The organism is Halosolutus sp. YCN4 (assembly GCF_059736495.1).
The window spans coordinates 833,744-851,599 of record NZ_JCASSM010000001.1 but is presented as its reverse complement, the minus strand read 5'-3'; the positions used below and the strand labels follow the sequence as shown (position 1 = coordinate 851,599).

The window sequence follows — 17,856 nt, the reverse complement described above, 5'->3', positions numbered from 1 at the left end:
CCCCCGATTCGGTCCCGCCGAGTACCGCGTGTTCGACGCGGGCCTCGATCGGGACGGGTGGCCGTCACCGGTCGTTCGACCGCACCCCGATCGAAAACGGATCACCCGGACGCACCCCGATCGTAGCGGTGATCGTCGATGACGAGGTCGATCGCTGCTCACCGCCGGCGCCAGTGGCTCTCGTCGGTGGCAGCAGTCCTGCGCGTACTCGTTCACAGCAACGTCTTCATCTCCATCTCGGCGGCGAGCGTCGTCGTCACGACGATCGGACTCGCGGACCTGCCCCCTGACCCGCGCCCGTTTTTCATCGTCGTCGCGGTCACGATGTTCGTCTACACGGTCAACCGGTTCACGGATCTCGAGGAAGACGAGGCGAACGTCCCCCAGCGCGCGGCGTTCATCAAGCAGTACGGCCGAATCTGGCTCGCCGTCGGAACGGTGCTCTATCTCGCGGCGATCGGTTTCGCGATCGTGCTCGACGTTCCGGGCGTCGGATTCATGATCGTGCCACTGCTCGCCGCGATCCTGTACTCGACGGGGGGTGTCAAGCGCCTGTTCCTCGTGAAGAACCTGTTCGTCGGCGCGGCGTGGGCTCTGATCCCGCTGGGGGTCGGCTACTACTTCGGCCGGCCGTGGCAGTTCGAGATCCTGTTTCTGACCGCCTACGTCGGCGCGATGATCACGATCGCCGCGGTGATCTTCGACGTCAAGGACATCGAGGGCGATCGCGCGGAAGGGATTCGCACCGTCCCGAATACGTTCGGGCCCGGCTGGACCCGGATCGTCTCGCAGGTGGCGAACGTCCTCGTCGCGACGGTCGTCCTCGTGACCGTCGCGGCCGGCGTGCTGTCGCCCGAGTTCCTCGTCCTCCTCGCGTTCAACGGGTACGTCGGCGCGTACATCCCGTTCGCGACGCCCGATCGGGGACCGCTGTTCTACGGGTTCGTCGTCGACGGCGAACACCTCTTCCTGGGCGCGCTCGTCCTCGTGCTCGAATGGACCGTCTGGTAGGCCCGACGGACTCGATCGTCCGGGCAGTCGACGCCGCGTAACGCCGACGCTGACGATCGACGGCGACCCGGGAGTCCGATGCCGACGCTCGAGACCGATCACGTGAGAGCGATCGACTCCGTGACCATCCCCGCGTTCGTCACGCGGCCGGGATCAGTCCCGATCGGTCTCGCTCCAGTCGCAGTCCTGGCACTTCCAGCCGGTGACGAACGCCGTCACGGACGGCATGTAACCGACCTGCAGGACGTTTCCGCCACAATCGGGACAGTCCCGCTCTGCCTCCTCGATCGAGTCGACTTCCATCACCGAGTCGTCCTCGATCAACTCCGCGAGTTTCGTTGCCGTGACCATGCGGCCCTGGACGACGCGATTTTCGCTCACGGTCGTCGTTCGGAGCGACCGCCCTAAGGGTTTCCGCTCGCCCCTTTCGCTCCCGACGACTCCGTGTCTCTCACGCGATCGAACTCTCCTCGTCCGCCGCAGCCACCAGGTGTTCGCGGCCCCACCTGGCCATTTCCTGAATGACTGGCTCGATCGATTCGCCGTGCTCGGTCAGCGAGTACTCGACGCGTACCGGTTTTTCGCTCACGATCTCCCTGTCGACCAGTTGTTTCTCCTCGAGATCGTCGAGGACGTCCGAGAGGACCTTGCTCGAGATCCCGCCGACCTCCGCTTTCAGCGCGTTGAACCCGAGCGGTCCGTTGTCGAGCAACCGGTGGAGGACCACCGTGTGCCACTTCTTGCCGATCAACGTCGCGGTAGACGTGACGGGACACCAGTCTTCGCCCGCACACCACACCTCCAGTCGGTCTGTCGATTCGTCCATATCCGACGGAACGGACCGAGCCATCATATAGTTACGTGTTGTTAGCTAGTTACCTGTAGTTACTTTCTCTTCGCAATCGGGAGGGTTCGTTCGCCGTCCGCTCCGCACCCGGTTACCGAGAGGTAACCCGGTGACGGAACGGTTGGCTCGCACTTATAGACAACCACGAGTAACGGGGTTACAGAAGGTAACCGAACGTGACGGAACCAACCGACTCCACAACATCGACCGAATCCGCATCGACGAACCGCTACGAGGTCGCCGTCGTCGGCGGCGGTCCGGCCGGCCTGACGACCGCCCTGTACGCGACGCGACTCGGACACGAAACCGCGGTCTTCGATCGCGGCGGCGGCCGCGCCGCGATGATGCAGGAGACCCACAACGTCATCGGCATCCCCGAGTCCGTCTCCGGGAACGAGTTCCTCGAGACGGCGATCGACCAGCTCCGATCGTACGGCGCGGACTACCGCCGGGAGTTCGTCACCGGGATCGATCTGCGCGAGGGATCGTTCCACCTGGAGACGTCCGACGGCTCGGCGGTCGCCGATCGGGTCGTCCTCGCGACCGGGTTCGCCGACGGTCGACCCGAGCCACCGCTGCCCCGAACCGGGCGTGGACTCCACTACTGTCTCCACTGCGACGCGTACATGTTCGTCGACGAACCGGTGTACGTGATGGGCAACGGCGATAGCGCCGCCACCGTCGCGATGCTTATGCTCAACTTCACCGACGACGTGGACCTCCTGTTGCGGGGCGACGACCCCGACTGGAGCGACGAGACGGAGGTGCTGCTCGAGCACCACCCCGTCGATGTCGTTCACGAAGCGGTCACCGGCGTCCGCAACGGCGAGGACGGCTGGCTCGAGGCACTCGAGTTCGCGGACGGCACCGTCCGCGACTATCGCGGCGGCTTCGCGATGTACGGGTCCGACTACAACAACGACCTGGCGGCATCTCTCGGCGCAGACCTCACCGAGGACGGCACGGTCGTCGTCGACGATCACGGCCGAACGAGCGTCGACGGCCTCTACGCCGTCGGCGACCTGACCCCCGGCCACAACCAGATTCCCGTCGCGATGGGGCAGGGCGCGAAAGCGGGCATCGCGATCCACAAGAGCCTCCGCGAGTTCCCGAAGTCGCTCGCCGAACTCGAAGCCGATGGGGCGGTCGATCCGCAGGACGTTCCCGCGATCGCCCCCTCGGTACGGCAGCAGGCGAACGCTCACTCGTCGGCAGAAGGTGACTGAAGGCGCGCTCGAGGCGCGGAGCTCGAATTTCTGAAGGGACGATCGATCGACGAATGCGGCCGTCGGTCTATGACGCCGTTCTGATCGCAGAGGGTGGCGTCTGCGGACGTGCGACCGTGTTCCACGGGCGGGACGAGAGACGTCGGAACCGGTGCCGTCTCGCGAATGCTTTCGGTACGGGCGTCCGACGAGGAAAGACGGTTTCGGCGGGACCTGCAGGGGTCGGTCAGTCGCTCGCCGCCGTCGACTCGTCGGTCGACATCGAGTCGGCGAGCGAGTAGAGCGATTTCCGTGCGTCGCGGAAGTAGACACCTTCCTGGACGACGTCGGCCTCGCGGAGGCTCTCGAGTGCGAACCGAACCGTTCGCTTGCTCAGACGGGATTCGGCTGCGATCTGTCCCTGCGTCATCGCGCCGTCGACCTCGAGGACCTTCAACACGAGTTTCGCGCTCGGCGGGAGGTCGTACAGTCGATCCGAAACGTCAGTCATACGCGTCATCTTGTCTGTACGGGAATATACCCGTTTACTGGTGGTGCACGAACCGTGCACGACCGCGGATTTCATCCCGATACAGCGCCGCTCAGCCCCCATCTACTCGACGGGCTTCGAGACGGGATCGAGGCGCCGTCACGCACAGGTGGACGCGAGTTCGTCGACTCGCTCGAGAAGGTCGTCGACGGAGGGGCGATCGGCCGAGTCGATCGATCCCGCCGATCTTCGGTTCCTCGCCCGACCGGTCGACGACGCTGGACGGTCGGGTACGCGCGATACACGTCCCCATCGACGTTACCCGTTTCAGTTTCGTCACTCTACCCGATGCTGTCGGGAGACCTCGACGTTCTCGCTGAACTCGTCGTGATAGTGCCCGAGCGGTTGCTCGCACCGGTCCCACCGATCGGTTCGTTTCCGATGGACGCGTTTCTCGCCCACTGGTGGATATTCCCCGCCTCGATCCTGTTTTCGACCGTCGCGCTCGCCTCGGGCGTCTCGGGGGCGCTCTTTTTTAATCCGTTCTTCCTGCTCGTCGTCGGGCTCCAGCCGGCCCAGGCGATCGGTGCCGGGCTCCTGACGGAGGTCTTCGGGATGGGGAACGGGCTTCGATCGTACGTCAAACAGGGGCTCGTCGACTACGGGACGGCGAAGTGGCTCCTGCTCGGTGCCGTCCCGTCGATCGTCGTCGGCGCGTGGACGATCCCGGGCGTCCTGATCGGCGGGACGATCGGGACGCACGTGGGCAAGCACGTCCCGAGCGACCTGATGGATGTCGGTCTCGGCGTCATTTTCGGCCTCGTCGGGACGACCGTGCTCGCGACGACGGTCCAGTTCTGAGCGCCCGTCGTCCACGGCGATCGGTACCCGCGATCGATCGGTGAACGACGTCCGCCGATACTCGGACCGGAGTCCGATCGACGCGGTCATCCCCCGACTCACGTCCCGGTACGTTCGGGCGAAATCTGCCGAGCGACCCGCCGGAACGTAAACGCTGGACTGGTTCAGGGCACCGACTATCCACGCTCGGTTGCGATCATCGATCGATACCGCCTTCCTCCGATGACAGCCGAGACCCTCTGGCAACCGCACTCGCCGATCGACACGAATAGCCGGCCCCCCGAACACCGATCGATCGCGCCGTCCCGGCGGCGATCCGTCGCCCAGTACGCATGAGCAGGACCAGGCGATCCCTTCTCGGGGCAGTCGGTTCGATAGGCGTGGGAGGATCGGTCGTGCTCGGGTCGGATACGAACCGGGCGTGGTCGAGTCGCGCCTCTGCGCCCCGGATCGAGCCCATTTTCAGTTACCCGTCGCCGCTGGGGAGGCCCGACGACGTCCACGAGCGAACGATACTGGAGCTGCTCAACCGGGCGGTGCCCGGGACGGCGGTACACCTCTCCCTGTACGCGTTCACGCGAACCAACGTGGCGAGAGCGTGTCTCGCGGCCGCCGACCGCGGCGTCGACGTCAACGTCCTGGTGGACGACCACCTCGCCGAGGCGGACGCGATCCAGCGACTCCGTGGACAGTCGAGCGATCGCATCTCGATCACCGCGGGCGGAGGGATCGGCGTCTCCAGGAACCACAATAAGTTCCTCCTCGTCGAAGAACTGAACAACGGCGAGTCGAACGTCGTGTGGCAGTCCTCGTCGAACCTCACGAACACCCAGCGCTTTCTCCACAACACGTCCGTCGTGTTCCGCGGCGACGACGACCTGTACGACGTTTACCGGGAGTACTGGAACGAACTGGCCGCCGGCGACACCGACCCCCACTACAATCGTACTGCGGAGACCGACTCGGCGACGGTGTACTTCTCCCCTCGATCCGACTTCGACACTCACCTCGCGGCCCTCGAGACCGTCGTTCCGTCCCGTGACGCGACGATCCGATTCATGTACTCGATCTGGAACGAGAAGCGTTCCGCGATCGTCGATCGCATCGCAGAACTCGTCGACGGGGGCTGTACGGTCGAGGTGATCCTCAACGGTGAGAAATCCGGCGTCGGCCAGCGCTTGCGACGGGCGGGCGCGGCCGTACTCGAGTATCCGACGACGGCGGTGGGCCGAGTGACGCCGTGGCGGTCGCCGAACGTCCACTCGAAGACCATGCTCGTCGACGCCGACGTCGACGTGGACGGCGAAACGAGACGCCGACGCCTCGTCTACACGGGGTCCCAGAACCTGAGCAGAAACGGGTTGGTCGCCAACGACGAGACGCTCCTCCGGATCGAAGACGACGACGTCTACGCCCAGTTCGACCGGGACTGGGAGCGCGTCCACGAACAGGGGCGTCGCCTGGCCAGGGACGGAACGATGGCGATCGTTCGCTCCCTCTGGTGACGCGTTCCGGACCGCTCCTATCGACGCCGTTTTTCGCTCCCGTGCACCGCGCTCGCGTGACCGGGTAGCTTATATGCCGATCGTCGGAGTACTGCCCCCATGCCGAACGACACTCCCGAACTGCACCCGCCGGAACTGTCCGCAAACGACTTCCTTCGCGTTCCTGACGACCGTTTCACGTCGGACACCGTCGCGATCGTCACCGGCGGCGGGTCGGGCATCGGCCAGGCGACGAGCGTCGCCCTCGCGACCAACGGGCTGTCCGTCGCCGCCGTCGACATCGACGAGGAGGGGCTCGAGGAAACCGTCGACGTCGCGACGTCTATCGACGCCGATGGACGCGTCGTCCCGATCGAGGGCGACCTCACCGACGACGACGCCGTCGAAGCGGCGGTCGAGGAAGCCGCCGACCTCGGGACGGTGCGCTACGCCGCGAACATCGCCGGGATGCAACACATCGCGTCGATCGCCGACTTCCCGATGGAAACTTACGATTTCATGCACGATCTCATGCTTCGATCGCCGTTCCTGCTCTCGAAGCACGTGATCCCGCACATCGAGGCGACCGACGACGGCGTCGGCGCGATCGGCAACATGTCGTCGGTGCACGGTCACTACGCGACGCAGGATAAACCGGCCTACATCACGCTGAAACACGGACTCATGGGATTGACGCGGGCGATCGCGGCCGAGGGCGGCGGAACCCTCCGCGGATTCTCGGTGAGCGTCGGCTACGTGCTGACGCCGCTGATGGTCGATCAGATCGAAGACACCGCAGAGGAGCGCGGGATCTCCGAACGGGAGGTGATCGAGGACGTGATGCTCGGCCAGGCCCGCACCAAGGAGATGATGACGCCCGCCGAGGTGGCGAACCTGTTCGTCTTCGGATTCTCGAGTCACGCGAGGCACCTCAACGGCGCCGACTTGCTCTGGGACGGCGGCTACACGACGACCTATGAGTGAACGCCACAGCGAAGGCGACACGCCGACGAACGTCGCGATCGCCTGCCAGGGCGGCGGCAGTCACACCGCGTTCACCGCTGGCGTCCTGAAGGGGCTGCTTCGCGAGTGGCCAGACGAATACGAACTGGTCGGGATCAGCGGAACCTCCGGCGGGGCTTTCAACGCGCTCGCGACCTGGTACGGCCTCGTCACGGCCGACGAGGAGCGCGCCATCGAACTCCTCGATGCGCTGTGGGAGGACCTGTCGGCGACCGGCGTCACCGATCGGTTCCTCAACGACTGGGTCACCGGCCTGTCGCGCCTCGAAAGCAGCGGGTTGCCGATTCCGCGGGTCAGCCCGTACCAGATGCCTGGGCCGGAACTGGGCAAAGAGGGGATCCGGAACACCCTCGAACAGCACATCGAGTTCGAGGAGATCCCCGACCTCTGCACGCGAGACGCGCCGGAACTCGTCGTCGGAACGGTCGACGTCAACGCGGGCATCTTCGAGACGTTCGTCGACGAACAGGTGACGCCGGAAGCGGTGCTCGCCTCGGCCGCCGTTCCGACGCTCTTCGAGGCCGTCGAGATCGACGGCCACCTCCACTGGGACGGCCTCTTCTCGCAGAACCCGCCGATCGACGACCTCATGACCGTCGATTCCGACCACAAGCCGGACGAACTCTGGGTCATCCAGATCAATTCCCAGGAGATCGACGGCGAACCCACGTCGTTCGAGGAGATCGCCGACAGGCGCAACGAACTCGCCGGCAACATCTCGCTGAACCAGGAGTTGCACGTCATCAAGCGCGTCAACGAGTGGATCGACGCGGGGCACCTCCCCGAGAGCGAGTTCTCGAAGACCGCCGTCCGACGGATTCCGATGGAAGAGAACTACCACTGCTCGACGAAGGTCGATCGCAGTCCGTCGTTCCTTGAGAAACTGATGCGCCTCGGCGAAGAGCGCGCGGCCGCGTTTCTCGAGGCCGGTCCGCCCGACGAGAGCGCCTACACCGTTTCGGAGCCGCGGCACAGTCCACCGACCCAGTAACCGACTCCCAACCAATCACACGTGACCCGACTTCCGCTACTCGAACTGGACGACATCCCGGAAGAGTATCACCACCTGTTCACCGACGAGTACCTCGGCGATCGCCACATCTTCCGCGCGTGGGCGCACAATCCCGAGGTGCTCGAGGCCACGCTGGAGTACCTGAACACGCTCTACGACGAGCTCGGCGACCGACGAAAGGAGCTGGTCATCCTCACCGTCGCCTGAGCGCGCCGGGCTCGCTACGAGTGGCACCAGCACGTCGACATCGCCCGCGAGAAGGGCGTCACGATCGACGAGATGCGCGCGATCGGCGGCGACGACTTCTCGTCGTTCGACAAGCGCGAGTTCGTTCTGCTCCAGTACGCTCGTACCGTCGAGTCCGGGGCGGTGACCGACCGGATCCACGACGCACTGGCTCGTAAGTATTCGCCGGCGGAGATCGTCGCGGCCGGCCTGCTCATCGACTTCTACGTCGGTCTCTGCAACTACATCGCCTCGGTCGACCTGCCGTTCGAGGGCGGCGAGTTCGTCGGGTGGATTCCGGACGACGAGACGGTTTCACGGCTCTTCGACGGAGACCCGTCGTAGACGGTCCCAGTCAGTCCGGCGGGTACCCGCCGGTGTTCACTTCGAACCGCGCGCCGCCGTCGACGCTTTCGGTCACGTCGACGGTCCAGCCGTGGGCGTCGGCGATCCCCCTGACGATCGCGAGGCCGAAGCCGGTCCCGTCACCCGTCGTCGAGAAGCCCTGGTCGAATACCGCGTCCCGTATCGCAGGCGGGACGCCCGGTCCGTCGTCCGCGACGTAGAATCCCGGACCATCCTCCAGCGGACCGACTCGGATCGTCACGTCGTCGCCGCCGTGGGTGAGCGCGTTCGAGAGGAGATTCTCGAGCAACTGACGCAATCGCGCCTCGTCCGCCTCGATCCGGTAGTCGTCGAGCGCGACGTCGATGGTGGCGTCGTCACCTGGAATCGTCTCACGGACCGACTCGATCAGGTCCGCGAGTGCGATAGACTGCGTTTCGTCGACCTGCTGGCCGTTGCGTGCCAGCGTCAACAGGTCGTCGATCAGCGCGTTCATCCGCCCGTGTGCCGCCTCGATGCGATCGAAATCTTCGGACGATCCGCTCTCCCGAGCGAGTTCGAGTGCGGCCTGCGCGACCGTCAATGGATTGCGAAGATCGTGGCTCACGACGGCGGTGAACTCCTCGAGACGGTCGTTGGTTCGCTGGAGCGTCCGTTCGCGTTCCTTGCGCTCGGTGACGTCCTGGAACGCGCCGCGGGCACCGATCAGTTCGCCATCGTCGTCGTACCACGGCGTTCCCAGCGTTCGAACCCAGCGTCGTTCGTCGCCGCTCGTGATGATCCGCAACTCCAGATCGTATCCGTCGCCCGTCGTCTGCAGCCGCTCGAACGCGTCCGTGATCGTCGCTTTGTCCCGAGGGTGATAGAAGTCGATGCCGTCTTCGACCGTCGGCTCGTACTCCAGGGGCAGATCGTGGATGCGATAGACCTCGTCCGTCCATCGCATCGTCTCCGTCCGGAAGTCGACCTCCCAGCCCCCGATCGCTGCGACCGACTGGATGTGCCCGAGAAACTCCCGTTTTTGCTCGAGTTCCCGGGCCCGTCGCTTGTGGTCCGTGATGTTTCGCCCCTCGGCCACGAGCAGGACGACGTCGCCCCGTTCGTCCGTGACCGGTCGAAGCGAAAAGTCGATGATCACGGTCCCGTCGGCGCCCTGGACCTCCTCGTCGTACCGGACGAACTCGCCGTCGGCTGCCGACTCGATCGCTTCTTTCAGTGCCTCCTGGGCGTCCGCGCCGATCTGCCACCACTCGGACTCCCAGAGTGGAGTGCCCACCACGTCCTCGCGGTCGAACCCGCCGAATTCCAGCGCGGAATCGTTCGCCTCCAGTAGCGTCCCCTCGGGATCGAGGAGCCCGGTAAACTGGTAGGTCTGATTGAAGATCGCGTCGTACCGGCGCTCGCGCTCCTTGCGCTCGGTGATATTGCGCGTCGCACCGACGATCCGTTCGATTTTGCCGTCGACGACGATCGGTGCGATTCGCGTCTCCCAGTAGGTCCGCTCGTCGGGGACCGAGAGGACCTCCTCGTAGTGGAGCGGCTCACCGCGGGCGACACACTCGCGGTAGTTTTCGAGGATGCTGCGCCCCTGCTCGTCGCCGAAGACGTCCCGTAGCCGCTGTCCGCTGAGTTCGTCGTTCGATAGTCCAGTGTGGGCTTCGTAGACGGGGTTCACTCGTTCGAGTCGGAACTCGTCGCTGTCCTCGTCGACGTCGATGAGAAACAGCGCGTCCTGCGTGTTCTCGAACACGGTTTCCGCGAGTTGGACGTCCGCTTCCCGACCCTTTCGGTCGGTGATCTCGCGGGCGACGATCGACAGGCCGTCCGCGTCGGCGTAGAGGGTCACCTCGAACCAGGTGTCAGACGACTCGCCGAACTGCGTTTCGATCGACCGTGATTCGTGCGTTTCCACGGCTACACGGCAGTGTGACTCGAGGGGCGATCCGCGAAACGCCGGCACGGCATCCCAGAGAACGTCACCGACGACGTCCGCTGCCCGACTGCCAGTCCACGCCGCCATCCGCTCGTTCCAGTACGTGATCCGCCATTCGGAATCGACCGCACAGTACGCGTCCGAGATGCGGTCGATCAATCGCTCGTACTCGGAGTTGGCGTCGGTCATCGATCGGGCGATTACGGGTGTGACACGATGCGGTTCGCGACGAGCGCGTGCTGCCGACGAGACGGCCATCCTCGAGAGAGGCCGGGCAACTCGCTCGAATCGGGCGGACGACGGGTTCAGTCCCGGATAGCGGCCTTGCGGATCCGTTCGACCAGGACGTCGAACTGTTCGGCGTCCGGCCCCTTCTGCACGTAGTCGGTGACGCCGGTTGCGATCGCTTCGCTCGCGACTCGCTCACTCCCTTTGGCGGTAAAGACGATGAACGGAAGCGTCGGATCCGCCTCGCGGACAGCCTTCAGAAAATCGAGCCCGTTGATCGCGGGCATATCGTAGTCACTGACGATACAGTCGAACGACTCGTCTTCGAGCGCCGACACCGCCTCGGGCGCACTCGCCGCGGTCGTGACCGCCACGTCGTCGTTCTCGCGTTCGATGTAGGCTCCGATGGTTTCGGGGAGACCGGGTTCGTCGTCGACGAGCAACACCCTGATCTCGTCGTCAGATCGATCGTCCGTTTCGCGCGTGTTTTCGATCCGGATCTGCTGGCGGACTGCAAGATCCAGCCACTCGCCGATTTCGCCGCGGAGGCCCGTCGACTCGGCAACGCGCTCGTCCGGATCGTACGCGAGGAGGCCGTGGTCTTCGAGTAATGGAAGATGACTGTGGAGCAACGACGTGTACAACTGCACCCGGTCGTCCTCTCCAGCGTCGTCCGTACCGGCCGCTACGAGCACGTCGACCAGTTCGTCGAGCGTCGCGGCCCTGTGCTGACGGAGGTGGAACAGTACTGTCCGTCGACTCGAGTCGGAGAGGACGCGGAACAGGTCGTCGCTCGGGAGCGTCGCGCGATCGTGACCGTCCGATGCGGTAACCTCGTCTTTCATACGTGGGAGAGAGGCCCACGCAAACATAAGCATTATTTACTAATCAACAATATTAGCATTCCGTCTGAGAGTCCGACTGTACGGACGCTCTCCGGAGCCCGCACTTCTTCACGAGCGCCACCCTCGAGAGCGAAGCGTCGCTTTCCCGGCGGTAGAAACGCATTGATCGACGGGAACGATCCGCAGGGGGAGTCCGCACAGCACTCATCTCCGGGATAGACGGCGCGAAGACGTCGTCACCGACGAGCGAAACGCTCACCTCGAGACGTCCCGGAACGCCGCCTCGACGACCTTCCCGAGCGTCGGGTGGGCGTGGATCGTGTCGGCCACCTCGTCGACGGTGGCGCCCGTCCGCATCGCGACGACGGCCTCGTGCACCAGCATCGACGCTTCGTACCCGATGACGTGACAGCCGCGGATCTCGCCGTCGGGTGCCGCGAGCACCTTCACGAAGCCGTCCTCGAGTTTCTTCGCTCGCCCCATCGCCGAGTCGGCGTACTCCGCGCGACCGACGACGTACTCGCGACCGTCGTCCTCGAGTTCGTCCTCGGTGGCACCGACGCCGGCGATCTGTGGCTCGGTGAAGATCGTGTGCGGCATCGCGGCGAGATCGATCGCCCGCCGCTCGTCGTGGACGACGTTGTCGATCACGTGGCGCGTCTCGTAGTCGCCGGAGTGTTTGAACAGGGCGTTCCCGGCGACGTCTCCCTGCGCCCAGACGTTCTCGGCGGACGTCTCCAGGTACTCGTTCGTCTCGACGAAGCCGCGATCGTCGACGTCGATACCGGCAGTATCGAGGTTGAGCGCGTCGGTGTTCGGCCGTCGACCCAGCGCGACGAGAACTTCCTCGCCCTCGACCGCGATCGTCTCGCCGTCCTCGGTTTCGGCGTGGACCCGGTGACCGTCACCGACCGCTTCGACGGCCGTCACTCGGTGCCCGGTGTAGACGTCGTGGCGATCGCTCGCGAGTTCGGTGAACGCTTCGGAGACGTCGCCGTCCTCGCGGGGAACGAGCGCGTCCATCATCTCGACGAGGGTGACGTCCGTCCCGATCGACTCGAAGACGTAGCCGAGTTCGACCGCGATGTACCCACCGCCGAGAACGACGAGACTCTCCGGCGGGTCGGTCAGGTACAGCGCCTCCTTGCTCGTCAGGTAGTCGATCTCGTCGAGTCCCTCGATCGGCGGCACGACCGGCTTGCTGCCGGTCGCGACGACGACCTTCTCACCAGTTACCTCCCGGCCGTCGAGTTCGACCGTCCGGTCGTCGACGAACGCTGTTCGTTCCTCGAAGAGCGTGAGATGGTCCTTCTCGCGGTATCGCTGGGCCATGTCGTCGGCGATTCCGCCGAGCAGGTCGTCCATCTCGGTGACGACGGATTCCCAGTCGATCCCGTCGAGGCCGGCGTCGACGTGGAACCGCTCGGCATCCCGAACGTGATTGACCGCGTTCGCCGCCTGGATGAGCATCTTGGAGGGGTTACAGCCCCGGTTGAGACACGTTCCGCCGAGCGGTCCCGGCTCGACGAGCGCCGTCTCGAGTCCGCGATCCGCCGCCGCCGCGGCGACGTTGTTGGCTGTGCCACCACCGATTACGAGGACGTCAAAATCGGCCATTCTGGCCGAATGGACTCCGGGGACGCGTAAATAGCGATCGGGGGTGTTCGCCCGCGAGACACGACCGAGAAAGCGTCGACCAGCGAGGTAAAAGGACGTCGGCGTCGCGTCCGAGTCGACGTCTCACGTCGGGCGATGGCCGTCGGCACCCTTCCCGGATCAGTGTTCGGAGTCTTCGATCTCCGCGTAGTACTCGTCCGCCGACCAGTCGCCGTCGAGGTACGCGGTGGCCCACTCCGTCTCGAGAAAGACCATGAAGTCCACGGTTCCGTCGTCCTCGAGTGCGGTCGGCATCGCCCGCCGATCGAACCCCTGGTCGACGATGTCTGCGTAGGCGTCTCCGAGGATCTGGGCGTCGGCCTCCAGACCGCCGCTGTCCGTGTACTCTGGGATGAACATGCCGTGTAACTCCCAGTCCGTCACCGAGAGGTCGTCGTCGATCGCCTCGACCATCTCCGCGGCGAACGCTCGCTCCTCCTCGCTGACGTCGGAGTCGTCGTCCCCGGAGCCGTCATCGGCACCCTGAGTGGCCTCCTGCTCGGACTCGTCCGTATCGTCCAGACAGCCCGCGATGGTTCCGGCGCCGGCGGCGGTCGCGGTCGTCAGGATGGTGCGTCTCGAGACGCCGTGTAATCGGTTGAATCGGTTGCGATCGGTCACGTATTCCCTCTTCGAGCGGGTTCGAACGGGTTCTGGTTCGAATCAGTCGGTCCGATCCTGGGATCCGCGGCGGACGGCCGCGGGAGCGAGACGAATACATCGTCGTCCGTTTCGGTACGCGCCGAAGCGTCGTGGGGCGTTCGTCCCGACAGCGCCCGAAATTCGAAGCGACGGCGACGAACTGGCCATACGCATTCACCGTTGTCGCGGTACAAAACCGTTGTGCGGACTGTACGCGACCCGCGAGACCGATCGGAGACGATGGGCGCTCCGATGAGCACTCCGCTGCCCCTGCACTGCCGAACGGTGACCCTGCCGATCGCCACCGACTCTCGCGAGCGCTCCGTCGCTCCACCGTGGTGCTCATGCAACATCGATCGTTCCGGCGACGTACACCAGACTCAGGAGTAACGTGGCGACGCCCAGGGGCAACAGCCACGCGAACGTGGTCAGCAGGAGGCCGCTCGCCTGTATCCCGAGGGCGATCAGGACGACGGGGCCACAGCAAACCGTCCCCGACAGCAGCGCGGGTACCGACGCGAGCAGGCCGGACCCCGCGCCGATCCCGCAGGCCGCCGGCTGCACGACCGCGAGGTAGGTCAGTCCGAGATTGATCCCGACGAGGCCGGCGATCAGGAGGCCGATCGCGAGGTTGAGCGGCGACACCAGGAGTCGAACGACACCGGTGTCGAGGAGCGCGACGGCCTCGAACGTCGCCGGGCCGGTTCGCTCGACCATCCGGCCCAGCGGGTCGTCGACCACGATCAGGGTCGCCGCCGCATCGGGTCGAAACGCGAGGTCGCCGACGGCCCAGAGGAAGGCCGCGAGGTACCCGATCGCGACGAGGGCCGCGATCGCCAGCGAATCGTACCGCCGGACGACGAGCGTCGTCGCAGCCACCGTCTCGTCGACGCGTTGCGTTAGATTCGGATCGAATCGGTGCTCGAAACTCATTCGTGGACCACCGTCGACGAGTAGTAGCCGTACCAGGTGAACCACATCGCGTCGAACGCGATTTCGCGCTCGAAGGGGAGTTCGTCGGCCTCGTATTCGTCACCGCCGACGGTGAATCTCCCCTCGTCGACCTCGATCGTCTCGTCGTCGGGGTTCCGGTACACGTGGCCCGTGTCGAGTCCCTCGTCGTAGACGGTTACGTACGGAACGTCGTTCACCGGCCCCTCGACGACCGTGCGCTCGCGGAGGGTCGCTTTGGGAACCGCGAGCGCGCCATCGGCGTTCCGGGCCCCGACGACGACCGCTTTCGCGGGGAACCGATCGTCGGTCGCCAGCGGACTGAACAGCGTATTCTCGTTGTCGTAGTAGCCGCTCGGCGGAGTGTATCTCCCGTAGGGATCGTCGCCGTAATTTCGAATGTGGCCGGTCTCCTCGGTGAGCACGACCGTCTCCGGATACGCCTCGCGCCACCGCTCCCACGTCGTCCAGGTCACCCGGAACTCGTCGAGGTACTCCCCCTCGTGCGGGCCGCGGATCCCCCAGGCGAGTAGCTGGGGCCACCACGTCTCCGTCCCGCGATCGTACATGACGAGGTTGCTGTTGATCAGCCGTCCGGAGACGCCGAACTCGACCTCGCCGCGGAAGAAACCCTGGGCGGTTCCGGTCAGCGGGCAGTACGTCACCGCGACCGGTTCGTCGCCGACGACGTCGTTCACGACCTCGTGCCAGACGAGGACGTACTGGGGGTAGGCCTTCGCCTCGCCGTTCAGTTCGACGCCGAAGACCGGATCGCCGTCCGCCAGGTTCGGCGGCGGATCGTCGGCCGAGGCGAACTGTGGATCGTCGATAGACGGGATGCCGTCCTGTCCCGGCCCGCCCGAGAGACTCGCGTCGTCGAGTTCTCGAGTCGTGTACTCCTCCGGGAGCGATCGGTCGGCAGTCGGCGGGCCGCCGGTCGACGCGTCCTCGTCGCCCGCTCCGCGATCGGGATCACCGGCGGTGTCCAGACAGCCTGCCAGGGTGGCGAGACCGACGCCCCCGATCGTGCCGATAACGGACCGCCTGGAGATGCCGCCGGGTTTTCGTCCGTCTCGCATAGGTGTCGGGAGGTGCGCGTCCCCAACAACCCGACGTTGGTCGTGTGCGATCGACGCACAGGCGCGTTTCAGTATTTATTACCGGCAGGTCGTAACCCACGTATGGGCGACGAGGGAGGGGACAGCGGGAGCAGACAGGATCGGTTTCGAACGAATCCGGCTGCGACGGACCCGTTCCGGAACGGGATCGATCGGCGCAGAATGCTGCAATCGTCGGCCGCCATCGGAACGACCGCGACGGCGACGCTGTCGGGCTGTCTGTCCGATTCGAACGGAGAGCGTGCGCCGACGGTGTACGTGTTCAACAACGGCGATCGAACGCTGAGCATCATCGACGCCGCCGCCGACGAACTGATCGAGACCGTCTTCATCGATACGACGGCGTCGTTTCCGGCCAACCAGTACGGCACCGACGTCGATTCGGCGTACGATACGCTCTGGCTCAACGTCTCCGGCGGCGTCAGGGCCCTCGACCAGCACGCGGTCGACGAGGTCGCGGCGATCGAGACTGGATTCGGGCCGAACTACCCGAACCTGACGCCGGACGGGAACCACCTGCTCGTCGCCGCGGGCGGATCGACGACCATCGATCCCGACCCGGACGATCCGCCGGACCACGTCCTCCTCCGAATCGACGCCGATCGGGAGAGCGACACGTTCGGCGAGGTCACGGGCGAAATCGAGGTCGGGTACACCGGCCCGTGCGATACGACGCTGACTCCGGACGGCGAGTACGGTTTCGTGGCGGACATCGCGAACGAGACGCTGACCGTGGTCCGCGTCGATCCGTTCGAAATCGTCACTCGCGTCGACGTCGGCGATCCCGTAAGGGAAGGGAACGTCCTGCCGTTCATGTGTACCGCGTCGTTCGACGGCGATCTGCTCCTGGTCGAGAACGGCGAAGGCGAACTCGGCCCCGACCCGGATATTCCGCGTCGTGGATCCGAGAGCGTCTGGGACATTTCCGACCCCGAGGACCCAGTCGAACTCGAGCGCGTCACTCGAGACGATGGGTTATCGGCGCCACCGATCACGAGCGAGGTCGCCCCCGACACCGACGCAGCCTACCTCTTCACTCCCGATATCGACGCCGTGACGGTGATCGACCTCGACGAGCGCGCCGTCGACCGCGAACTCGACGTCGGCGGGAGTGCGATATCCGGCGCGTGGGGTCCCCACCGAGAGAAACTGTACGTTCCCGTCCAGACCGCGAACCACATCGCAGTGATCGACCCCGAGCAGCGGGCCGTGCTCACGACGATCGATGCCGGGGAGTCGCCGACGGGTGCCGTCGGCGGGATGGTCCGGCCCGAGACGACCGCCGGCCAGCGACTGCGGAGTTCGCTGGCGACGCTCGGCGTCTCGTTCGGTGACCGGGAACCGACGTTCTGCCCCGACGACAACTGTTACTGTGGGTGACGGTACCGCCGTCATCCCCGTCGTTCGGTTCGATCGGCCGACCCGCGAGTGTCGCGTTCGCGTCCGACACCGGCGGCCCCACGATCGACCCCCCTGTTGCAGTACTCGCCGTCGCGACGACAGTGCTGTTTTCCCGATCCAACCCGTACCACGGGGTATGCCCGTCGAAACGGACGCCGAAGTGCGAGAGATACTCGGACGAGAAACCGTCGCCGTTGTCGGTTGTTCGTCGACGCCCGGCAAGGACGCCCACGAGATACCGGCGTATCTCCAGCGGCAGGGCTACGAGATCGTCCCGGTCAATCCGAACGCGGACGAGGTCCTCGGAAAGCCGGCCGCCGACTCGCTTTCCGACGTCGACGAAGACATCGATATCGTCGACGTATTCCGGCCGAGTGACGAGGTATCCGGCATCGTCGACGAGGTGCTCGACCGCGACGACGTCGACGTCGTCTGGCTCCAGCTCGGCATTCACGACGACGATGCGGTCGCCCGAGCAGAAGACGCTGGCGTGCGAGTCGTCCAGGACCGGTGTATGAAACCCGAGCACCAGCGCCTCGTCGCTTCTCGGTGAGCAGTGCCGAGACGATCTCCAACCCC

General features: G+C 65.4%; 17 protein-coding genes and 1 pseudogene. 9 read left to right on the top strand and 9 right to left on the bottom strand.

Annotated features, from left to right (window positions below; translation table 11 throughout):
• Positions 1-138: 138 nt before the first annotated feature.
• Positions 139-1,011 carry a UbiA family prenyltransferase gene (locus AC6I6X_RS04170; RefSeq protein ID WP_497929243.1) on the top strand — a complete coding sequence of 291 codons (873 nt, stop codon included), beginning with the start codon at positions 139-141 and terminating at the stop codon, positions 1,009-1,011.
• 153 nt (positions 1,012-1,164) lie between these two features.
• Here the strand turns inward: AC6I6X_RS04170 and AC6I6X_RS04165 are convergent, their stop codons facing one another.
• Together AC6I6X_RS04165 and AC6I6X_RS04160 are read right to left on the bottom strand one after the other, a co-directional pair.
• Positions 1,165-1,392, bottom strand: coding sequence for a DUF5795 family protein (locus AC6I6X_RS04165; protein WP_497929242.1), 228 nt, complete (start codon positions 1,390-1,392; stop codon positions 1,165-1,167).
• Between the two features lie 70 nt (positions 1,393-1,462).
• The gene (locus AC6I6X_RS04160; RefSeq protein WP_497929241.1) at positions 1,463-1,837 is read right to left on the bottom strand and encodes a winged helix-turn-helix transcriptional regulator; all 375 of its coding nucleotides are present in this window, start codon (positions 1,835-1,837) and stop codon (positions 1,463-1,465) included.
• 197 nt (positions 1,838-2,034) lie between these two features.
• On the opposite strand from AC6I6X_RS04160, the gene AC6I6X_RS04155 reads away from it, so the two are divergent.
• Positions 2,035-3,084 carry an NAD(P)/FAD-dependent oxidoreductase gene (locus AC6I6X_RS04155; RefSeq protein ID WP_497929240.1) on the top strand — a complete coding sequence of 350 codons (1,050 nt, stop codon included), beginning with the start codon at positions 2,035-2,037 and terminating at the stop codon, positions 3,082-3,084.
• A gap of 226 nt (positions 3,085-3,310) precedes the next feature.
• Here AC6I6X_RS04155 and AC6I6X_RS04150 read toward each other — a convergent pair whose 3' ends face one another.
• Positions 3,311-3,574: a winged helix-turn-helix transcriptional regulator gene (locus AC6I6X_RS04150; protein WP_497929239.1), complete on the bottom strand. Its 264-nt coding sequence runs from the start codon at positions 3,572-3,574 to the stop codon at positions 3,311-3,313.
• Between the two features lie 327 nt (positions 3,575-3,901).
• Here AC6I6X_RS04150 and AC6I6X_RS04145 point away from each other — a divergent pair, with 327 nt between their 5' ends.
• The 5 genes and pseudogenes from AC6I6X_RS04145 to AC6I6X_RS04125 all read left to right on the top strand — a co-directional run bounded on the left by AC6I6X_RS04145 (position 3,902) and on the right by AC6I6X_RS04125 (position 8,503).
• Positions 3,902-4,414 (top strand): TSUP family transporter, encoded by a 513-nt coding sequence (locus AC6I6X_RS04145; protein ID WP_497929238.1) that lies wholly within the window; start codon positions 3,902-3,904, stop codon positions 4,412-4,414.
• 395 nt (positions 4,415-4,809) lie between these two features.
• A complete protein-coding gene (locus tag AC6I6X_RS04140; protein ID WP_497929236.1) occupies positions 4,810-5,919 on the top strand; it encodes a phospholipase D-like domain-containing protein in 1,110 nt (369 codons plus the stop codon).
• A 99-nt stretch (positions 5,920-6,018) separates the two neighbouring features.
• A complete protein-coding gene (locus AC6I6X_RS04135; protein ID WP_497929235.1) occupies positions 6,019-6,882 on the top strand; it encodes an SDR family oxidoreductase in 864 nt (287 codons plus the stop codon).
• Complete coding sequence (locus AC6I6X_RS04130) at positions 6,875-7,912, top strand: patatin-like phospholipase family protein (protein WP_497929233.1); 1,038 nt, start codon at positions 6,875-6,877, stop codon at positions 7,910-7,912. The genes AC6I6X_RS04135 and AC6I6X_RS04130 overlap by 8 nt, the downstream gene beginning before the upstream one ends.
• 21 nt (positions 7,913-7,933) lie before the next feature.
• Positions 7,934-8,503: pseudogene (locus AC6I6X_RS04125) on the top strand (carboxymuconolactone decarboxylase family protein).
• A 10-nt stretch (positions 8,504-8,513) separates the two neighbouring features.
• Here the strand turns inward: AC6I6X_RS04125 and AC6I6X_RS04120 are convergent.
• The 6 genes from AC6I6X_RS04120 to AC6I6X_RS04095 form a co-directional block, all read right to left on the bottom strand.
• On the bottom strand, positions 8,514-10,625 hold the full coding sequence (locus AC6I6X_RS04120) for a PAS domain-containing sensor histidine kinase (protein WP_497929232.1): 2,112 nt from the start codon (positions 10,623-10,625) through the stop codon (positions 8,514-8,516).
• Between the two features lie 116 nt (positions 10,626-10,741).
• A complete protein-coding gene (locus AC6I6X_RS04115; protein WP_497929231.1) occupies positions 10,742-11,509 on the bottom strand; it encodes a response regulator in 768 nt (255 codons plus the stop codon).
• Between the two features lie 255 nt (positions 11,510-11,764).
• Positions 11,765-13,126: a dihydrolipoyl dehydrogenase family protein gene (locus tag AC6I6X_RS04110; protein WP_497929230.1), complete on the bottom strand. Its 1,362-nt coding sequence runs from the start codon at positions 13,124-13,126 to the stop codon at positions 11,765-11,767.
• A gap of 159 nt (positions 13,127-13,285) precedes the next feature.
• Entirely contained in the window at positions 13,286-13,786 is a 501-nt protein-coding gene (locus tag AC6I6X_RS04105; protein WP_497929229.1) for a hypothetical protein, read from the bottom strand.
• A 363-nt stretch (positions 13,787-14,149) separates the two neighbouring features.
• Entirely contained in the window at positions 14,150-14,740 is a 591-nt protein-coding gene (locus AC6I6X_RS04100) for a hypothetical protein (protein WP_497929228.1), read from the bottom strand.
• Positions 14,737-15,837 (bottom strand): DUF3179 domain-containing protein, encoded by a 1,101-nt coding sequence (locus AC6I6X_RS04095; RefSeq protein ID WP_497929227.1) that lies wholly within the window; start codon positions 15,835-15,837, stop codon positions 14,737-14,739. The genes AC6I6X_RS04100 and AC6I6X_RS04095 overlap by 4 nt, the downstream gene beginning before the upstream one ends.
• 102 nt (positions 15,838-15,939) lie before the next feature.
• On the opposite strand from AC6I6X_RS04095, the gene AC6I6X_RS04090 reads away from it, so the two are divergent.
• Together AC6I6X_RS04090 and AC6I6X_RS04085 are read left to right on the top strand one after the other, a co-directional pair.
• Positions 15,940-17,256 carry a YncE family protein gene (locus tag AC6I6X_RS04090; RefSeq protein ID WP_497929226.1) on the top strand — a complete coding sequence of 439 codons (1,317 nt, stop codon included), beginning with the start codon at positions 15,940-15,942 and terminating at the stop codon, positions 17,254-17,256.
• Between the two features lie 157 nt (positions 17,257-17,413).
• Complete coding sequence (locus AC6I6X_RS04085) at positions 17,414-17,830, top strand: CoA-binding protein (protein ID WP_497929225.1); 417 nt, start codon at positions 17,414-17,416, stop codon at positions 17,828-17,830.
• Positions 17,831-17,856: the final 26 nt, after the last annotated feature.

Bases quoted from the DNA above. Each gene is read 5' to 3' on its own strand.
- AC6I6X_RS04170 (WP_497929243.1), top strand. From the start codon at position 139: ATGACGAGGTCGATCGCTGCTCACCGCCGGCGCCAGTGGCTCTCGTCG.
- AC6I6X_RS04160 (WP_497929241.1), bottom strand. From the start codon at position 1,837: ATGGACGAATCGACAGACCGACTGGAGGTGTGGTGTGCGGGCGAAGAC.
- AC6I6X_RS04150 (WP_497929239.1), bottom strand. From the start codon at position 3,574: ATGACTGACGTTTCGGATCGACTGTACGACCTCCCGCCGAGCGCGAAA.
- AC6I6X_RS04145 (WP_497929238.1), top strand. From the start codon at position 3,902: ATGCTGTCGGGAGACCTCGACGTTCTCGCTGAACTCGTCGTGATAGTG.
- AC6I6X_RS04135 (WP_497929235.1), top strand. From the start codon at position 6,019: ATGCCGAACGACACTCCCGAACTGCACCCGCCGGAACTGTCCGCAAAC.
- AC6I6X_RS04130 (WP_497929233.1), top strand. From the start codon at position 6,875: ATGAGTGAACGCCACAGCGAAGGCGACACGCCGACGAACGTCGCGATC.
- AC6I6X_RS04120 (WP_497929232.1), bottom strand. From the start codon at position 10,625: ATGACCGACGCCAACTCCGAGTACGAGCGATTGATCGACCGCATCTCG.
- AC6I6X_RS04115 (WP_497929231.1), bottom strand. From the start codon at position 11,509: ATGAAAGACGAGGTTACCGCATCGGACGGTCACGATCGCGCGACGCTC.
- AC6I6X_RS04110 (WP_497929230.1), bottom strand. From the start codon at position 13,126: ATGGCCGATTTTGACGTCCTCGTAATCGGTGGTGGCACAGCCAACAAC.
- AC6I6X_RS04100 (WP_497929228.1), bottom strand. From the start codon at position 14,740: ATGAGTTTCGAGCACCGATTCGATCCGAATCTAACGCAACGCGTCGAC.
- AC6I6X_RS04095 (WP_497929227.1), bottom strand. From the start codon at position 15,837: ATGCGAGACGGACGAAAACCCGGCGGCATCTCCAGGCGGTCCGTTATC.
- AC6I6X_RS04090 (WP_497929226.1), top strand. From the start codon at position 15,940: ATGGGCGACGAGGGAGGGGACAGCGGGAGCAGACAGGATCGGTTTCGA.
- AC6I6X_RS04085 (WP_497929225.1), top strand. From the start codon at position 17,414: ATGCCCGTCGAAACGGACGCCGAAGTGCGAGAGATACTCGGACGAGAA.